The sequence below is a fragment of the Phycicoccus ginsengisoli genome, assembly GCF_054779295.1.
Map to the genome: position 1 here is coordinate 343,188 of NZ_BAAGYN010000005.1, position 16,071 is coordinate 359,258.

General features: G+C 72.4%; 16 protein-coding genes and 1 tRNA gene. 12 read left to right on the top strand and 5 right to left on the bottom strand.

Going from position 1 to position 16,071, the window contains the following annotated elements; translation table 11 throughout:
• Positions 1-25: 25 nt before the first annotated feature.
• A complete protein-coding gene (locus ACYVDO_RS10910) occupies positions 26-838 on the top strand; it encodes a methyltransferase domain-containing protein (RefSeq protein ID WP_460935668.1) in 813 nt (270 codons plus the stop codon).
• Between the two features lie 15 nt (positions 839-853).
• Here the strand turns inward: ACYVDO_RS10910 and ACYVDO_RS10915 are convergent, their stop codons facing one another.
• The 4 genes from ACYVDO_RS10915 to ACYVDO_RS10930 form a co-directional block, all read right to left on the bottom strand.
• On the bottom strand, positions 854-1,453 hold the full coding sequence (locus ACYVDO_RS10915; RefSeq protein ID WP_460935776.1) for a TetR family transcriptional regulator: 600 nt from the start codon (positions 1,451-1,453) through the stop codon (positions 854-856).
• Between the two features lie 49 nt (positions 1,454-1,502).
• Positions 1,503-2,513, bottom strand: coding sequence for a methionyl-tRNA formyltransferase (locus tag ACYVDO_RS10920; RefSeq protein WP_460935670.1), 1,011 nt, complete (start codon positions 2,511-2,513; stop codon positions 1,503-1,505).
• A complete protein-coding gene (locus ACYVDO_RS10925) occupies positions 2,510-3,553 on the bottom strand; it encodes a hypothetical protein (RefSeq protein WP_460935673.1) in 1,044 nt (347 codons plus the stop codon). The genes ACYVDO_RS10920 and ACYVDO_RS10925 overlap by 4 nt, the downstream gene beginning before the upstream one ends.
• Before the next feature lie 166 nt (positions 3,554-3,719).
• Complete coding sequence (locus tag ACYVDO_RS10930; RefSeq protein WP_460935675.1) at positions 3,720-4,691, bottom strand: acyl-CoA desaturase; 972 nt, start codon at positions 4,689-4,691, stop codon at positions 3,720-3,722.
• Positions 4,692-4,842: 151 nt separating this feature from the next.
• Between ACYVDO_RS10930 and ACYVDO_RS10935 the strand changes: the two genes are divergently transcribed.
• The 4 genes from ACYVDO_RS10935 (at position 4,843) to ACYVDO_RS10950 (ending at position 7,952) form a co-directional block, all read left to right on the top strand.
• Positions 4,843-4,921 (top strand) — tRNA-Gln (locus ACYVDO_RS10935).
• Between the two features lie 242 nt (positions 4,922-5,163).
• On the top strand, positions 5,164-5,421 hold the full coding sequence (locus ACYVDO_RS10940; RefSeq protein ID WP_460935677.1) for a PspC domain-containing protein: 258 nt from the start codon (positions 5,164-5,166) through the stop codon (positions 5,419-5,421).
• An 81-nt stretch (positions 5,422-5,502) separates the two neighbouring features.
• Complete coding sequence (glmU, locus tag ACYVDO_RS10945; RefSeq protein ID WP_460935679.1) at positions 5,503-6,975, top strand: bifunctional UDP-N-acetylglucosamine diphosphorylase/glucosamine-1-phosphate N-acetyltransferase GlmU; 1,473 nt, start codon at positions 5,503-5,505, stop codon at positions 6,973-6,975.
• On the top strand, positions 6,972-7,952 hold the full coding sequence (locus ACYVDO_RS10950; RefSeq protein WP_460935682.1) for a ribose-phosphate diphosphokinase: 981 nt from the start codon (positions 6,972-6,974) through the stop codon (positions 7,950-7,952). Before glmU ends, ACYVDO_RS10950 begins: the two co-directional genes overlap by 4 nt.
• Positions 7,953-7,989: 37 nt before the next feature.
• On the opposite strand, the gene ACYVDO_RS10955 is transcribed toward ACYVDO_RS10950, so the two are convergent.
• Positions 7,990-8,541 (bottom strand): CGNR zinc finger domain-containing protein, encoded by a 552-nt coding sequence (locus ACYVDO_RS10955; protein ID WP_460935684.1) that lies wholly within the window; start codon positions 8,539-8,541, stop codon positions 7,990-7,992.
• A 72-nt stretch (positions 8,542-8,613) separates the two neighbouring features.
• On the opposite strand from ACYVDO_RS10955, the gene ACYVDO_RS10960 reads away from it, so the two are divergent.
• The 7 genes from ACYVDO_RS10960 to ACYVDO_RS10990 all read left to right on the top strand — a co-directional run bounded on the left by ACYVDO_RS10960 (position 8,614) and on the right by ACYVDO_RS10990 (position 16,044).
• Positions 8,614-9,594, top strand: a complete 981-nt coding sequence (locus ACYVDO_RS10960) for an EamA family transporter (protein ID WP_460935686.1) — start codon at positions 8,614-8,616, stop codon at positions 9,592-9,594.
• A 153-nt stretch (positions 9,595-9,747) separates the two neighbouring features.
• Positions 9,748-10,437, top strand: a complete 690-nt coding sequence (locus ACYVDO_RS10965) for a 50S ribosomal protein L25/general stress protein Ctc (RefSeq protein WP_460935688.1) — start codon at positions 9,748-9,750, stop codon at positions 10,435-10,437.
• Positions 10,438-10,637: 200 nt separating this feature from the next.
• Positions 10,638-11,237 carry an aminoacyl-tRNA hydrolase gene (gene pth / locus ACYVDO_RS10970; protein ID WP_460935691.1) on the top strand — a complete coding sequence of 200 codons (600 nt, stop codon included), beginning with the start codon at positions 10,638-10,640 and terminating at the stop codon, positions 11,235-11,237.
• A 452-nt stretch (positions 11,238-11,689) separates the two neighbouring features.
• Positions 11,690-13,270: a sugar transferase gene (locus ACYVDO_RS10975; RefSeq protein ID WP_460935693.1), complete on the top strand. Its 1,581-nt coding sequence runs from the start codon at positions 11,690-11,692 to the stop codon at positions 13,268-13,270.
• 103 nt (positions 13,271-13,373) lie between these two features.
• The gene (locus ACYVDO_RS10980) at positions 13,374-14,468 is read left to right on the top strand and encodes a Gfo/Idh/MocA family protein (RefSeq protein ID WP_460935696.1); all 1,095 of its coding nucleotides are present in this window, start codon (positions 13,374-13,376) and stop codon (positions 14,466-14,468) included.
• Positions 14,465-15,466 (top strand): NAD-dependent epimerase/dehydratase family protein, encoded by a 1,002-nt coding sequence (locus ACYVDO_RS10985; RefSeq protein WP_460935698.1) that lies wholly within the window; start codon positions 14,465-14,467, stop codon positions 15,464-15,466. The genes ACYVDO_RS10980 and ACYVDO_RS10985 overlap by 4 nt, the downstream gene beginning before the upstream one ends.
• Positions 15,463-16,044 carry an RNA polymerase sigma factor gene (locus tag ACYVDO_RS10990; RefSeq protein WP_460935701.1) on the top strand — a complete coding sequence of 194 codons (582 nt, stop codon included), beginning with the start codon at positions 15,463-15,465 and terminating at the stop codon, positions 16,042-16,044. The genes ACYVDO_RS10985 and ACYVDO_RS10990 overlap by 4 nt, the downstream gene beginning before the upstream one ends.
• Positions 16,045-16,071 lie beyond the last annotated feature (27 nt).

A 16,071-nucleotide genomic window follows, 5' to 3' on the forward strand; every position in this document is an offset into this window, starting at 1 on the left:
AGATACCGTGACCGAGGGAGACGGCATGAGCACCACCTGGGACCCCGAGCAGTACGCGCGCTTCTCCGACCACCGCTCCCGCCCGTTCGGCGACCTCCTGGCCCGGGTCGGGGCGCGGGACCCGCGCCTGGTGGTCGACCTCGGCTGTGGCAACGGCCCGCTGACCCTCGGTCTCGCGGAGCGCTGGCCGGGGGCCCGGGTCGTCGGCGTCGACTCCTCCCCGCAGATGCTGGACTCCGCGCGCTCGCTGGACCGGGACGGACGGGTCGAGTGGGTGGAGGCGGACCTGGCGACGTGGGACCTCGCAGGCCTGGGCGAGCGGCCCGACGTCGTCGTCAGCAACGCCACGCTGCAGTGGGTCCCCGGCCACCGCGAGCTGCTGCGCGCGTGGGCCGCGGCGCTCGCGCCCGGTGGGTGGCTCGCCATGCAGGTGCCGGGCAACCTCGAGGCGCCCTCGCACCGGCTCATGCGCGAGGTGGCGGCCACGCACCCGGCGGCCGCCCGGCTGCGCCCGGCACTGCAGCGACTGGCGGTCGACGAGCCCGTCGAGTACGTCCGCCTGTTCGCATCGGCGGGGCTGGAGGTCGACGCCTGGGAGACAACGTACCAGCACGTGCTCGATCCCGGTGCGCAGCAGGGGAACCCGGTGCTGGAGTGGGTGCGCGGCACCGGCCTGCGACCGGTCCTCGAGACCCTCACGGATGCCGACGAGCGCGACGCCTTCCTCGCCGAGTACGACGTGCGGCTCCGCGCGGCATACCCGCGCACGGAGGTCGGCGTGGTCTTCCCGTTCCGGCGGGTCTTCTGCGTCGGGCACGCGGCGCAGGCACGGCCCTGACGCGGAGCGGTCGGCCTAGCGTCGCGTGACGAGGTCGGGCTTCTTCTCCATGCCGGCCAGGCCGTTCCACGCGAGGTTGACCAGGTGGGCGGCCACGTCCGTCTTCTTCATCTTCCGCGAGTCCAGCCACCACTGCCCCGTCAGCGCGACCATGCCCACGAGCATCTGCGCGTAGAGGGGGGCCGCCTTGGGGTCGAGCTTGCGTCGCTTGAACTCGGCGGCGAGGATGTGCTCGACCTGGCTGGCGACGTCGGAGATGAGGCTGGCGAACGAGCCGGTCGACTGCCCTGCAGGGCTGTCCCGCACGAGGATCCGGAACCCGTCGGTGGACGTCTCGATGTAGTCGAGCAGGGCGAGGGCGGCCCGCTCCAGGGTCTCGCGGCTGCCCATCTCGGTGGTCAGGGCGCCCGTGATCGAGCCCAGCAGGGCGGCGATCTCGCGGTCGACGACGACGGCGTAGAGCCCCTCCTTGCCGCCGAAGTGCTCGTAGACGACCGGCTTGGAGACGTTCGCCTTGGCGGCGATCTCCTCGACGGTCGTGCCCTCGAAACCCTTGTCCGCGAACAGCTTCCGACCGACCTCGATGAGCTGCTCACGCCGCTGCTTGCCGGTCATGCGCAGCCGCGCGGCGCTCGTCGCCGGTGCCCCCTGGGTGTCGCTCACCTCACCATTCTGCCGGTATGCCGGGTGCTCCGGGCCGCCGGTGCGAATCGGTGGCGTGCCGCGCACCGTGCGCTCCGGACGAGGAGAAGCGCGCCCGGATGCTGCGGGTGAGGGTCGAGGGCTCGACGGCGTGCCCGTCGACGGCCACCTCCTGCAGCTCGAGGGCCCCCTCGCCGCACGCCACGAGCAGTGACGACGACGTCGAGCCCGGACCGAGGACGTGGCCGGGCACGGCGAGGAGGTCGCTGCGTCCCGAGACCGCGGCGCGCCAGACCGTGACACGACGGCCCCCGAGGAAGGTGAAGGCGCCGGGATAGGGGCGGGAGGAGGCGCGGACCAGGCGCGCGACGTCCACGGCGGATCGCGTCCAGTCGAGCAGGCCGTCCTCCGGGAGCCGGGGGAAGCAGCGCAGGCCCTCGGGCGAACCAGGGACCACGCAGTGCGCGGGGTCCCGGGCGAGGTTCTCGAGGGCCTGCCGGAACAGCCCGGGCGCCAGCTGCGCCGCCCGCGCGAGCACGTCGCCGACGTAGGTCGTGTCATCGATGGGGATGAGGGAGCGGGCGATGACGTCGCCCGCGTCCAGCTCGACGGCCATCTTGTGGACGTCAGCACAGATGCTCTTCTCGCCGCGCAGGATCGCCCAGTTCACCGTGGCGTTGCCCTTGTAGTCGGGCAGGTTCCCCAGGTGCAGGTTGAGCAGGCCGAGAGGGAAGGCGTCCAGGACGTGACCCGGCAGGACGTACTGCCAGTTGACACTGATCCCGACCCGCACCCGGTGCCGCTCGAGCGCACCGACGACCTCCGGCGGGAGGCCCCCGCGCTCGACCAGGACGAACTCGCAGCCCAGCCGCTGTGCCAGGGCCGCGAACTCCTCGGGCCCGACGTCGTACTCGGCCGACGCCGGCGCCGTGACGATCGCAGCGACCCGGTGACCTGCCCCGGCGAGGTGCTCCACGGAGTCGTGGAGCAGGCGCGAGCGCCCGATCGCGACGATCGGCTCGGGGGTCGTCACAGCAGCTCGACCACCGGGACGCCCGCGTGTTCGTGCCGGCCCGTCAGCATGGCCTCCGCAGACTTCAGGCCGCCGGCCTGCAGGCGGATGACGGGGTCGAAGCCGACCGCGGACGGCAGTACGCCCATGTGCCCCGAGGGCACGACCGCGGGGAAGCAGCGCACGCCGTGGGCCTCGAGAGCGGGCACGTCGACGTCCCCGGCATACCTCAGGACGAGGGGGTGATCCAGCGACGCGGCGAGCCCGGCGACGTCGATGGGGGCGCCGTGGCCGATCCAGGTCCGGTCGAACGGGTACGCCGTGAAGACGACAGCCTCGGCGGCGCGGTAGGCCGCGGGGAGGCGGACCTGGGGGAAGCCCCCGACCCAGTCGACGCCGGGCAGGTCGGCGTAGCTGTTGCGCTGCTCGTCGGGCGCCACGACGGCCAGGCCGGCGCAGACGCGGCCGAGCACCCGGGCGATGTAGGGCCCGAAGTCGTTGTTGGCGACGAGGACGAACCGGTTGCGGTACGGCGTGGTCCCGGCGTCGAACACCTGCTTGACCGCCATGTCGCCGAGGTACCCGAAGACGTCCACGCCGGGGTGGCGCTCGTTGGTGGCGCCCACCGTCATGCCGCGACGGCGGGCATAGGCGAGGTCGAGGTCGCCCTCGCGCCACTCCCACGCCTCGTACATGAGCGGCAGGACGACGGAGTCCTTGGCGTGCCTCAGAAGCGACTCGTCGAGGGGCCGCAGCTGGCCGCTGTTGGTGATGACGTCGGCGGCCGCGACCACCTCGGGCGCAAGCTCGGTGAGGTAGGTGACCTCGTGGCGCAGGTCCAGGCCGGACCCCGCGCTGCGGGTGGCGTCGATCGCCCGCTCGGCCGTCCCGTAGGCCGTGTCCTTCGCGAACGCGAAGACCTCGGCCCCCGCCAGGGCCGCCAGGAGGGCGGTCACCACGTACGGGCCTGTGGCCGCCTCGGTGAGGACCACCCGGCCGGCCAGGTCCAGGTCGAGCTCGTCCAGCACCGCGCGCAGCTTCCCGCCGAGGGCAGAGCCCACGTCCGTCGTCCCTGCACCCATCCCCGTGCTACCCCCGTGCGAAGCGCCTGCGCGCGCCGTGATCCACCACGGCGACGAGACGCGGTGGCGGCTCGGCGAGCCCTTGCCAGCGTTCTACCAGTGCGCGGCCGCGCAGCCCTACGCCGAATGGTGGAGGGCTGCGGCGTCAGGCCTCGACGCGACGCGCGTCGAGGCGCTTGGCGACGGGCCAGCGGACGTCGTACGCCCACCCCGCCTTCTCGAGCAGCCGGATGACGCGGGCGCTGGAGTCGATCTGGCCCTTCTCCACGCCGTGCCGGGCGCAGGTCGGGTCCGCGTGGTGCAGGTTGTGCCACGACTCGCCCATGGACAGGAACGCGAGCCACCAGACGTTGCCCGACCGGTCGCGGCTGCGGAACGGGCGCTCGCCGATGGTGTGGCAGATGGAGTTGATCGACCAGGTGACGTGGTGCAACAGGGAGACCCGGACGAGCGAGCCCCAGAAGAAGGCGGTGAGGGCGCCCTGCCAGCTCATCGACCACAGGCCCCCGACGAGGGCGGGCAGGAGCATCGAGGTGGCGACGATCCACGGGAAGGCGCGGTCGACCCTCCTCAGGTCCTCGTCGGCCATGAGGTCGGGGGCGTACTTGCCGCGGGGGGTCTGCTCGACGTCGAAGAGCCAGCCGGTGTGCGCCCACCAGAGCCCCTTCGCCAGGGCCGGGATGGTCTCGCCGTAGCGCCACGGGCTGTGCGGGTCACCCTCGCGGTCGGAGAAGGCGTGGTGCCGCCGGTGGTCGGCGACCCAGCGGACGACCGGACCCTCGATCGCCATCGTGCCCGCCACCGCGAGGGCGATCTTGAGACCCCTCGTGGCCTTGAAGGAACCGTGGGTGAAGTGGCGGTGGAAGCCCACGGTGATGCCGTGGCCGGCGACGGCGTACATGACGAGGGCGATGACCACGTCGCGCCAGCCCAGGCCCCAACCCCAGGCGACCGGGACGGCGGCGAGCAGCGCGAGGAACGGGACGCCGATGAAGAGGGCAAGGGTCAGCTGCTCGCCGTTGCCCTTGCGCTCGGCCTGTGGCGTCGTCGGGGCCGTGGTCGAGGTGGCCGGGCGGGCCGTGCCCGAGCCGTGGGCCGAGGGGGTCACGGTCGTCATGGGGGACCTTTCCGTGGGTCGTCCAGTCGCGGCGCTGCGAACCTACGAAAACGTAACCTACGTTCGCGTAGGTTGTCATCACCGGCCTCGTCCGCCGGCCAGCCTGCTGCCCGGACCCCGATACCCTGTGACCGGCGCCTCCGGGGGCCGTTCCCCGGTTGGTCTGCTGGCAGGGCCCGCCTGACTTTGAATCAGGACAAGCGACGTAGGTTCGATTCCTACCCGGGGAGCCGAGCGAGCGGAGCGGGCCGGCGCCCCGGGTAGGAACCTTGGGAGGGCGACCGCCGTACCGAGGAACGAGGTGGGGCGGCCGGCCGGCTCCTACCCGGGGAGCCGAGCGACCCTGAGCGAGCGGACGCCGGTTCGGGGTGCGCCCAGGGGAGCACCCGATGGGCACGAGCCGTCGCCCGGAGCAGGGTTGGAGGTAGCCAGGGACAGACAGGCCCCGGCACCGACAGAGGAAGTGCTCCCCATGAACGACGTCCACACCACCTTCGCCCAGCAGGGGCTCGTCCGGCCCCGTGACGGCCGGCTCCTCGGCGGTGTCGTCGCAGGCCTCGGCCGCCGTTTCGGCATCGACCCGTGGCCGGCGCGCCTGTTGTTCGTCCTGCTCCTCATGGTCGTACCCGGGAGCCAGATCCTCATCTACCCCGTGCTGTGGATCCTCATGCCGTCCGAGCAGGCCGGGTCGGTCCCCGCGCACGTCGCGGCCCCGACGCCGGCCGTCTGAGGCGGCGGCCTTCGGGGGTCCGACCGACCGGTAGCATGACGACGACCGACGCACCCGACCAGAACCCTGGAGCGTTCGCGCGTGAGCACCCCTGCAGGCGGTTCCCGCCTTGCCGCCGTCATCGTCCTCGCCGCTGGTGAGGGCACCCGGATGAAGTCCGCCACCCCCAAGGTGCTCCACCGCCTCGGTGGCCGTTCGCTCCTCGGCCACGCGATCGCCGCAGCGCGTGAGGTCGGGCCGCAGCACCTCGCCGTGGTCGTCCGGCACGAGCGCGACCTCGTGGCGGCGCACGTCGCCGAGGTCGACCCCGAGGCGGTCATCGCCGACCAGGACGACGTCAAGGGCACCGGCAGGGCGACCGAGTGCGCCCTGCAGGTACTGCCCGAGCTCGACGGCACCGTGCTCGTCACGTACGGCGACGTCCCGCTGCTCGCCGGCGAGACCCTGCACACGCTGGTGGCCCACCACGAGGAGTCGGGCAGCGCCGTCACCGTCATCACGGCCCACCTCGCCGACCCCTCCGGCTACGGCCGGATCCTTCGTGGCGAGGACGGCTCGGTCGTCGGCATCGTCGAGCAGAAGGACGCCACCGAGGAGCAGCGGGCGATCACCGAGATCAACTCGGGCATCTACGCGTTCGACGCCGCGGTGCTGCGCACCTACCTGGCCTCCGTGGGCACCGACAACGCCCAGGGCGAGAAGTACCTCACCGACGTCCTGGGCCTGGCCCGCGAGGGCGGCGGTCGCGTCAGCGCCCACGTGGTCGACGACCTCTGGCAGACCGAGGGCGTCAACGACCGGGTGCAGCTCGCTCGGCTCGGCCGCGAGCTCAACCGCCGGCTCACCGAGAGGTGGATGCGCGAGGGCGTCACCATCCTCGACCCGGCCACCACCTGGATCGACGCCGACGTCACCATCGGCCGCGACACCACCCTCCTGCCCAACACCCAGCTGCTCGGGGCGACCGTGGTCGGCGCGGACGCGACGATCGGCCCCGACACGACGCTGCGCGACACGGAGGTCGGCGACGGCGCGGAGGTCAAGCGCACCGAGGCGCAGCTCGCCGTGATCGGTCCCCGCGCGACCGTCGGGCCGTTCTCGTACCTGCGGCCGGGCACCGAGCTCGGTGCGGGCGGCAAGATCGGTGGCTTCGTCGAGACGAAGAACGCCAAGATCGGCGAGGGTGCCAAGGTGCCGCACCTGACGTATGCCGGCGACGCCACGATCGGGGAAGGCGCCAACATCGGCGCCGGCACGATCTTCGCCAACTACGACGGGGTCGCCAAGCACCACACCACCATCGGGAAGCACTCGTTCGTCGGGTCTGACACCGTGCTCATCGCACCGGTGACCGTGGCCGACGGCGCCTACGTCGGCGCGGGGTCGGCCCTCACCGGTGACGTGGACCCGGGCCAGATCGCCGTCGCCCGTGGGCGACAGCGCAACATCGACGGCTGGGTGGCGCGCTCTCGGGCCGGCACCCGGACCGCCGCCGCGGCCGAGGCGGCCACGCGGCATACCGACTCCACCAGCGAAGGACGGGACCAGGCGTGACCGGCATCCTCAGGACCACCGAGAAGAACCTCATGGTCTTCTCGGGGCGCGCCCACCCCGAGCTGGCGCGGGAGGTCGCGAGGATGCTCGACACCGAGCTCGTCCCGACCAGCGCCTACGACTTCGCCAACGGCGAGACCTACGTCCGCTACGAGGAGTCGGTGCGCGGCTCGGACGCGTTCGTGATCCAGAGCCACACGGTGCCGATCAACGACGCGATCATGGAGCAGCTCATCATGATCGACGCCCTCAAACGCGCGTCGGCGAAGCGGATCACGGTCGTGCTGCCGTTCTACGGCTACGCCCGGCAGGACAAGAAGCACCGCGGCCGCGAGCCGATCTCGGCCCGGCTCGTCGCCGACCTGTTCAAGACCGCGGGTGCCAACCGGCTCATGGCGGTCGACCTCCACACCGCCCAGATCCAGGGCTTCTTCGACGGCCCCGTCGACCACCTCATGGCCCTGCCCATCCTGTCCGAGTACGTGCGGGAGAAGTACGGCCACGAGCAGCTGGCGGTCGTCTCCCCGGACGCCGGCCGGATCAAGGTCGCCGAGCAGTGGTCCGAGCGGCTCGGAGGCGCTCCGCTGGCCTTCATCCACAAGACCCGCGACATCGACCGGCCGAACGAGACCGTGGCCAACCGGGTCGTCGGCGAGGTCGAGGGCCGCGTCTGCGTCCTCGTCGACGACATGATCGACACCGCCGGCACCATCACCAAGGCGGCCGACGCCCTCATGGCCGACGGTGCCGCCGGCGTCGTCATCGCCGCCACCCACGCGATCCTCTCGGGCCCGGCCGTCGACCGGCTCAAGGCCTGTCAGGCGCGGGAGGTGATCGTCACCGACACGCTCCCGATCGGCGCCGAGCACGAGTTCGACAAGCTCACGACGCTGTCGATCGCCCCGCTCATCAGCCGCGCCATCCAGGAGGTCTTCGAGGACGGCTCGGTGACGAGTCTCTTCGACGGCCGCGCCTGAGCCGCAACGCCCTTCGCGCCTCCTGGCCGGCCGGCCCTCAGGCGCTGCCGGCGCGACGGGCCCGGTAGGCCGCGACGTTGGCGCGGTTGCCGCAGGTCCCGTCGCAGTAGCGCTTGGACCGGTTCCGGCTGAGGTCGACCACGACGTCCTCGCAGTCGTCGGCGGCGCAGGTCCGCAGGCGGTCGAGCTCGTCGGCGCGGATCACGTCGACCATGGCCATCGCGGCCTCGACCGCCATCCGCGTCGCGAGCGGCGCCTCGGGCGGGGTGGCGTGCAGGTGCCAGGACCACTCGTCGTGGCGCACCAGCTGGGGGAGGGCGTGCGCCTCGGCAAGGAGGTCGTTGACGATGGCGACCGCCTCCTGCGTGTCAGCCGCCCACAGGGCGCGCAGTCGCGGCCGGAGTGCGCGGACGGCCTCGAGCTCGGCGAGGTCCCCGGTGCGCGACCCGGTCCACCTCCACTCGCGGACGAAGGCGTCGAGCTCGGCGGGCGTCGTGAGGTCGTCGGTGTCGGTCGGGAGGGTGGCAGCCGTGTTGACCAGCGCCGCGGCACCGCGCAGCGCGACCTCGGTGTCATGGGCGAACAGCATCTTGACTCCTGACGCGGCGGATCGCTACCGTCATGAGCATACGACGTCCACACCCCTGACAGGAGCAGGCCCATGGCCCAGCGCCCACCCGGCACCGGCGTGGGGCTGTGGTTCGCCCTCGCGTCGGCCGCGACCTTCGCCACGAGCGGCCCGTTCGCCAAGCCGCTGCTGGTCGAGGGATGGAGCTCGGGCGCCGTGGTCCTCCTGCGGGTGGCCGGGGCCGCGGTGGCGCTCGCCGTGCCGGCCGCCCTCGCGATGCGGGGCCGGTGGCACCTGCTGCGCCGCAACGTCGGGGCCGTCGTCGCCTACGGCGCGGTGGCCGTCGCGGGCTGCCAGGTGACCTACTTCTACGCGGTCGAGCGGCTCGACGTCGGGGTCGCCCTCCTGCTGGAGTACCTCGGGGTCGTCCTCGTCGTGCTCTGGGTGTGGCTGCGCACGCGCCGCTCGCCGGGCGCCCTGACCGCGCTGGGCGTGGTCCTGGCGATCGCGGGTCTCGTGCTCGTCCTCGACCTGTCGGGGCAGGCCCGGCCCGACCTCGTCGGCGTCCTGTGGGGCCTGCTTGCCGCCACCGGGCTGGCCACGTACTTCGTCCTCGCGGCCCACGACTCGGGCCTGCCCCCGGTCGGGCTGGCGGGCCTCGGGATGGTCGCCGGGGCGGCGGTGCTGGGCGTCCTCGGGCTGGTGGGGGTGCTGCCGATGCGGTTTGCCGCCTTGGACGTCACGCTGCGCGGCGCCCAGCTCCCCTGGTGGGTGGCGATCGGTGAGCTGGCGCTCGTCGCGGCCGCCGCGGCATACCTGCTCGGCATCGTGGCGGCGCGCAGCCTGGGGTCCACGGTGGCGTCGTTCGTGGGATTGACCGAGGTGCTCTTCGCGGTGCTCTTCGCCTGGGTGCTGCTCGCCGAGCTGCCCGGGCCGATGCAGCTCGGCGGCGGGGTGCTCATCCTGCTCGGCGTCGTCGCGGTGCGCGCCGGGGAGGCTCGACGGGCACGACGGCTCGCGCTCGCCGACCCGGTGGGGGAGGCGGATTTCCCTCTCCCCGCGGGCGTCGCCTAGACTCTCGGGGTTGCCTCGGCGAGGGACACAGCACGGCCGGTCCATGGTGGCCCGCCGTCACCGTCCGTGATCGACGCGGTGGAGCCTCCGTGCTGCGCCCCGCGTCGAGGCCCACCGCATCCTCGAGATCCCCCCGACGTCACAGGAGTTCCCGTGTCCCAGATCACCAAGCTCGTCGCCGAGAAGCGCACGCAGTTCGGCAAGGGCGCCGCCCGCAAGATCCGCCGCGACCACAAGATCCCCGCGGTCATGTACGGCCACGGCGCCGAGCCGCTGCACATCACCCTGCCCGGCCACGACACCATGCTGGCCCTCAAGGTCGCCAACGCCGTCCTCACGATCGTCGTCGACGGTGACGAGCAGCTGGCCCTGGCCAAGGACGTCCAGCGCGACCCGATCAAGCCGGTCATCGAGCACGTCGACCTGGTCATCGTCCGCCGTGGCGAGAAGGTCACCGTCGACGTCCCCGTCCACGTCGAGGGCGAGGCCGCCCCGGAGACCGTCGTCACCGTGGACGCCCAGACCCTGCAGCTCGAGGTCGAGGCCACCCACATCCCCGAGAACATCGTCGTCTCCGTCGACGGGCTCGAGGCCGGCACCCAGGTCAAGGCCTCCGACGTGACCCTGCCCGAGGGCGCGGTCCTCGCGGTCGACGGCGACACCCTCGTCGTCAACGTCACCCAGCAGGTCTCCGCCGAGGCTCTCGAGGCCGAGCTCGCCGAGGCCGAGGCCGAGGCCGGCATCGAGCACGAGGAGGCCGGCGAGGCTGCCGAGGAGACCGCTCCCGCCGAGGGTGGGTCCGCCGAGGCCACCGAGGCCGAGGGCGAGTCCACCGAGGGCTGACGCCTCACCCCAGCACCGCCGGAAGGCCGGGACCCGACCGGGTCCCGGCCTTCCGCCGTCCCCCGGGCCGACGAAACGGCAGTTGCTGACGCGAAACGGGACTTCCTGAGTGCCGTTTCGTGCCAGCAACTGCCGTGTTGCGCGGGTGGGGTGGGGGCGACGGACGGGGCCGAGGGGACGGTCCGGCATACTTGCGGCCCGTGGGCGACGACGCGTGGCTGGTGGTGGGCCTGGGGAACCCCGGACCCCGGTATGCCGGCAACCGGCACAACGTGGGCGCGATGGTCGTCGACGAGCTGGCGTCCCGTGGCTCGGCGCGGCTGACGAGCCACAAGGCCCGTGCCTCGGCCACCACGATCCGGGTCGGCACGCTGCCCGGCGGGCTGCCCGGCCCACGGGCGGTGGTGGCCGTCCCCTCCTCCTACATGAACGAGTCGGGTGGGCCCGTGAAGGCCCTGATGAAGTTCTTCTCGGTCGAGCCGGACCGCCTCGTCGTCGTGCACGACGAGCTCGACATCCCGGCCGGCGACGTCCGGCTCAAGCAGGGTGGAGGCGAGGGCGGGCACAACGGGCTGCGCTCGATCTCCTCCGCGCTCGGGACGAAGGACTACCTGCGGGTGCGGGTCGGCATCGGCCGGCCGCCCGGCCGGATGGACCCGGCGGACTTCGTGCTGCGTGACTTCTCGGCGGTCGAGCGCAAGGAGCTGCCGTTCCTCGTCGGCGACGCGGCGGATGCGGTCGAGCTGCTCGTGACCCAGGGCCTGACGGTGGCCCAGCAGAAGTTCCACAGCCCGGCCTGAGCCTGGCCGCTCAGTGCGGCTGAAGCTGTCGGCACGGTCCGGCCTGAGGCAGGCGGATCGGTCCCGCCTGAGCCGTCCCGGTCGGCGCCGAGTGTGCCGATTTCGGCGCCCGCGGATGGTCAGTGACTAGTCAGTGACCATTTTTCCGGCGTGGTCACGAGGCGGCGCCGCGCGATTCCGCCGAGCGGCCGGGGGCTCGATCCCTGCGTTTGGTGGTGCTGCTCCCCGCTTGCGTCGGGCTGTCGTGCCGCGTCTCCACCACACAGCCGAGACGGGTCCGTCGAGTGGTGTAGTCGAGGGGTCCACCCCACCATCGGGTCCCGGGAGTAGGTCCCGGATTCCATTGCTGCATAACCTTTTCCAGCACAGCGAATTACCTCGTCGGGGGGTGTCCGGCATGTCGTGCCGGGTCTAGCGTGCGACGCACTTCAGGTGTCGTGGGGGAGCAGGAGATGGCAGAGATCGCAGGGACCGGACGAGCAGAGGGACGGCTCTCCGGACAGGCCTACGTCGGTACCCACCGGGCACGTGCCCACCCGGGCGAGGCGGCGGAGCGCACTCGCCGTCGCCGCATCATCGCCGGCCTCACGTCGCCGGCACGGCTCGGCGAGGGCGCGCAGACGGCAGCGAGGCGCCGCGCCACGTGGGCCGACGCGTACCGTCGCCGCGCCGTCGCAGGGGACCTGGTGGTGTCGGTCCTCACCGGCGTCGTCACGGGCATGCTCGCCTTCCCCGGGTGGTCGCTGACGCGCACCGCCGTGGCGGGGGTCGTCATGCCGGTCCTGTGGGTCGGCGCCCTCGCACTGGGCCACGGCTACGAGGGGCGCTACGTCGGGACCGCGCCCGAGGAGTACCGCGCCGTCGTGCGCTCGGCCTGCTACCTCGTGGCCGCAGCAGGCCTGGTCTCCTACGGTCTGAAGCTCGACGTGCCCCGCGCCATCCCGCTGGTCGCCGCACCGATGCTGGTCGTCCTCGGGCTGACCGCGCGCCGCCTCCTGCGCAGCGACCTCGGCCGGCGCCGGCGCGCGGGAACTGAGACGCAGGCGACCGTCATCATCGGCAACGCGCGTTCGGTGGCGCCGATGATCGCGGAGATCCAGCGCGCCCCAGAGCAGGGTCTGCGCGTCGTGGCAGCGTGCGTCTCCGGGCTCGACCTCTCCGGCGACGTGCCGTCCGAGGTCAACGGCGTGCCCGTGTTCGGGTATCCCGAGGAGGCCATGTCGGCGGTCGACCTGTTCGATGCCGAGGTCGTGGCGGTGTCCAGCGACCCGGACCTGCACGGTCCGGAGCTGCGCCGCCTCGCGTGGTCGCTCGAGGAGCGGGAGGTGGACCTGGTGGTCTCGGCGGGCCTGCTCGGTGTCGCCGGTCCTCGGCTGTCGATCAGACCGACTGCGGGGATGCCGCTGCTGCACGTCGAGCGGCCCGTCATGTCCGGCGCGCGTCGTGTCCTCAAGGTGGCCATGGAGCGCCTGCTCACGGCCCTGCTGCTGCTGGCCGCGCTCCCTGTCGGGCTCACCATCGCCCTGGCGATCCGGCTCGACTCCCCGGGCCCGATCCTGTTCCGGCAGAAAAGGGTCGGCGCGCGAGGCGAGCCCTTCTCCATGCTCAAGTTCCGCACCATGTGCGTGGATGCGGAGGAGCGGCTTGCCGCCCTTCAGCGGGACGCCGGCAACGACGTCATGTTCAAGATGAAGGACGACCCTCGGGTCACCCGCATCGGCAAGGTATTGCGCCGGTACTCCCTGGACGAGCTCCCGCAGCTGCTCAACGTCCTCGCCGGCAAGATGTCGCTCGTCGGACCCCGGCCGGCCCTCCAGCGGGAGGTCGACGCGTACGAGCCGGACGCGGTGCGTCGGCTGAGGGTGCGTCCCGGCCTCACCGGGCTGTGGCAGGTCAGCGGCCGCAGCAACCTGTCGTGGGACGAGAGCCTGCGCCTCGACCTCTGGTACGTCGACAACTGGTCGATGGTGCTGGACCTGCAGATCCTGTTCCGCACCGCACGCGCCGTCCTGCGCGGCACCGGTGCCTACTGATGCCCGAGTCCCGGCTACTGCAGAGGGCCGATGTGCCGCCGGTGGCGCGGCGGCAGGGTGAGGCCATCGGGCCGGGACCGGCTCGCGAGAGAGGGGCGTACTGATGTCGTTGCGGGTTGGTGTCATCGGGGCCGGGTACTGGGGACCGAACCTGGTGCGCAGCTTCCGGAACAGCGACTCCTGGGAGTTGGTGGCCGTCTGCGACCTCGACGCAGAGCGCGCCCGGCGGGTCGCTGGTCCGCAGAGCGCCGTGGACGTCGAGACCTCGGTCGAGGCCCTGCTGGCGCGGTCCGACATCGACGCCGTGGCCGTCGCCACGCCGGCGCGGACACACTGCGGGATCGCCCTGGCGGCCCTCGAGGCAGGCAAGCACGTGCTCGTGGAGAAGCCGCTGGCCTCGAGCCGCGAGGACGCCCTGTGCATGGTGCAGCGCGCCGAGGAGCTCGGCCTAGTCCTCATGTGCGACCACACCTACTGCTACACCCCGCCGGTGCAGCACCTCCGGGCGCTCGTGCAGAGCGGCGAGCTCGGCGACATCCTGTTCGTCGACTCGGTGCGCATCAACCTCGGCCTGGTGCAGCCCGATGTCGACGTCTTCTGGGACCTCGCGCCGCACGACCTGTCGATCCTCGACTTCGTGCTGCCGCAGGGCCTGTCGCCGCTGGAGGTCTCGGCGCGCGGCGCCGACCCCATCGGGGCGGGCAAGTCCTGCCTCGGCTACCTCACGATGCCATTGCCCGGCAATGCGATCGCCAACGTGCACGTCAACTGGCTCAGCCCCACCAAGATCCGCCACATGGTGATCGGCGGCAGCCGCAAGACCGTGGTCTGGGACGACCTCAACCCCCAGCAGCGACTCTCGGTCTACGACCGGGGCGTCGACCTCGAGCTCACCTCGGTGGACGCCGAGCTCGACCGCAAGCGGGCGGTGAACGTCAACTACCGGCTCGGCGACATGCACGCCCCCGCCCTCCCGGAGCGCGAGGCGCTCGCCGTCATGGTCGAGGAGTACGCCGCCGCCGTCACCGAGGGGCGGCCGCCGCTCACCGACGGCTGGGCCGGCCTGCGGGTCCTGTCCGTGCTCGACGCCGCCAGCGAGAGCCAGCGGCGCGCCGGTGCCATGGCAGCGGTGGGCATGACGACGTATGCCGGGCGCCTGCCCCAAGGAGTCGGCGCCACCACCGGGAGCTCCTGGTGACCGCGCTGCAGGGCGCCGCGGTCCTCGTCACCGGTGGCGCGGGAACGATCGGCTCCACCATCGTCGACCAGCTGCTCGACGCCGGTGTCGTCCACGTCGACGTGCTCGACAACCTGGTGCGCGGTCGTCGGGAGAACCTCGCCGACGCCCTCGCCGCCGGTCGCGTCACGCTGGTCGAGGGAGACCTGCGCGACCGCGACCTCGTCCACGACGTCACTCGTGGCAAGGACGTGGTGTTCCACCAGGCGGCGATCCGGATCACCCAGTGCGCCGAGGAGCCCCGGCTCGCCCTTGAGGTCCTCGTCGACGGCACGTTCACCGTGCTCGAGGCCGCCGCCCGCTCGAAGGTCGACAAGCTCGTCTACGCCTCGTCGGCGTCGGTGTACGGCCTCGCCGAGGAGTTCCCGACCGGCGAGCGGCACCACCACCACAACAACGACACGTTCTACGGCGCGGCCAAGTCCTTCAACGAGGGAATGGCCCGCAGCTTCCGCGCGATGTACGGGCTGAACCACGTCGGCCTGCGCTACTTCAACGTCTACGGGCCGCGCATGGACGTCCACGGCCTGTACACGGAGGTGCTCGTGCGGTGGATGGAGCGCATCGCCGACGGCGAGCCGCCGCTCATCTTCGGAGACGGCCGACAGACCATGGACTTCGTCTTCACGCGCGACATCGCCCGCGCCAACCTGCTGGCGGCGACGAGCGACGTCGTCGACGGCGTCTACAACATCGCCAGCGGCACCGAGACGAGCCTGCTCGGACTCGCGGAGGCGCTGCTGCGCGCCATGGACTCGGACCTGTCCGTCGCGCACGGACCCGACCGGGCGGTCAACGGCGTCACCAGGCGCCTCGCCGACACCACCGCGGCGCGCCGCGATCTCGGCTTCACCGCCGAGGTCGGGCTCGAGGACGGCCTGCGCGAGCTGGTGCAGTGGTGGCGCCCGCTGCGTGCGGAGGTGGCCGCCGGGCGGGCCCTCAAGGCCGGGTCGTCGTGAGCGCGACGCGCGAGGGCGCCCCGAGGACTGCACCGGAGGGCCACGAGGTCGAAGCGCTCGTCCGCGCCGCGGCCGACGGTGACGACGCAGCGTGGGAGGCGCTCGTGCGTCAGTACGTCGCCCTCCTGTGGCGGATCGCGCTGCGCCACGGGCTCAGCGAGAGCGACGCGGCCGACGTCGTGCAGAACACCTGGCTGCGGCTGGTCGAGCACATCGACGACGTGCGCGAACCGGCGCGCGTCGCCTCCTGGCTCTCGACGACCGCCCAGCGAGAGTCCCTGCGGGTGGTGGCCGACCGTCGCCGGGTCGTCCTGGCCGACGACCAGGCCGCGTTCGACCGCGTCGACCCGCTGCAGCCCGCCGTGGACGAGGCGTGCATCGCCCGTGAGCAGGGTGGCCTCGCCCGCCAGGCGCTCGAGGCGCTGCCGGCCCCCTGGCGGAGTCTCATGAACCTGCTGGCCCAGGAACCTGCGCTCAGCTACGAGCAGATCGGCGCCACCCTCGGTGTCCCGATCGGGAGCATCGGCCCCACCCGCGGACGCGCTGTGCGCAGGCTCCGCTCGATCCTGGCGGTCTAGGTGTCCCGGCACCGCCAGTTGCCCGAG

What these genes read in the sequence shown, in the direction of transcription:
- ACYVDO_RS10910 (WP_460935668.1), top strand. Translation starts at nt 26, where the DNA reads ATGAGCACCACCTGGGACCCCGAGCAGTACGCGCGCTTCTCCGACCAC.
- ACYVDO_RS10915 (WP_460935776.1), bottom strand. Translation starts at nt 1,453, where the DNA reads ATGACCGGCAAGCAGCGGCGTGAGCAGCTCATCGAGGTCGGTCGGAAG.
- ACYVDO_RS10930 (WP_460935675.1), bottom strand. Translation starts at nt 4,691, where the DNA reads ATGACGACCGTGACCCCCTCGGCCCACGGCTCGGGCACGGCCCGCCCG.
- ACYVDO_RS10940 (WP_460935677.1), top strand. Translation starts at nt 5,164, where the DNA reads ATGAACGACGTCCACACCACCTTCGCCCAGCAGGGGCTCGTCCGGCCC.
- ACYVDO_RS10955 (WP_460935684.1), bottom strand. Translation starts at nt 8,541, where the DNA reads ATGCTGTTCGCCCATGACACCGAGGTCGCGCTGCGCGGTGCCGCGGCG.
- ACYVDO_RS10960 (WP_460935686.1), top strand. Translation starts at nt 8,614, where the DNA reads ATGGCCCAGCGCCCACCCGGCACCGGCGTGGGGCTGTGGTTCGCCCTC.
- ACYVDO_RS10975 (WP_460935693.1), top strand. Translation starts at nt 11,690, where the DNA reads ATGGCAGAGATCGCAGGGACCGGACGAGCAGAGGGACGGCTCTCCGGA.
- ACYVDO_RS10980 (WP_460935696.1), top strand. Translation starts at nt 13,374, where the DNA reads ATGTCGTTGCGGGTTGGTGTCATCGGGGCCGGGTACTGGGGACCGAAC.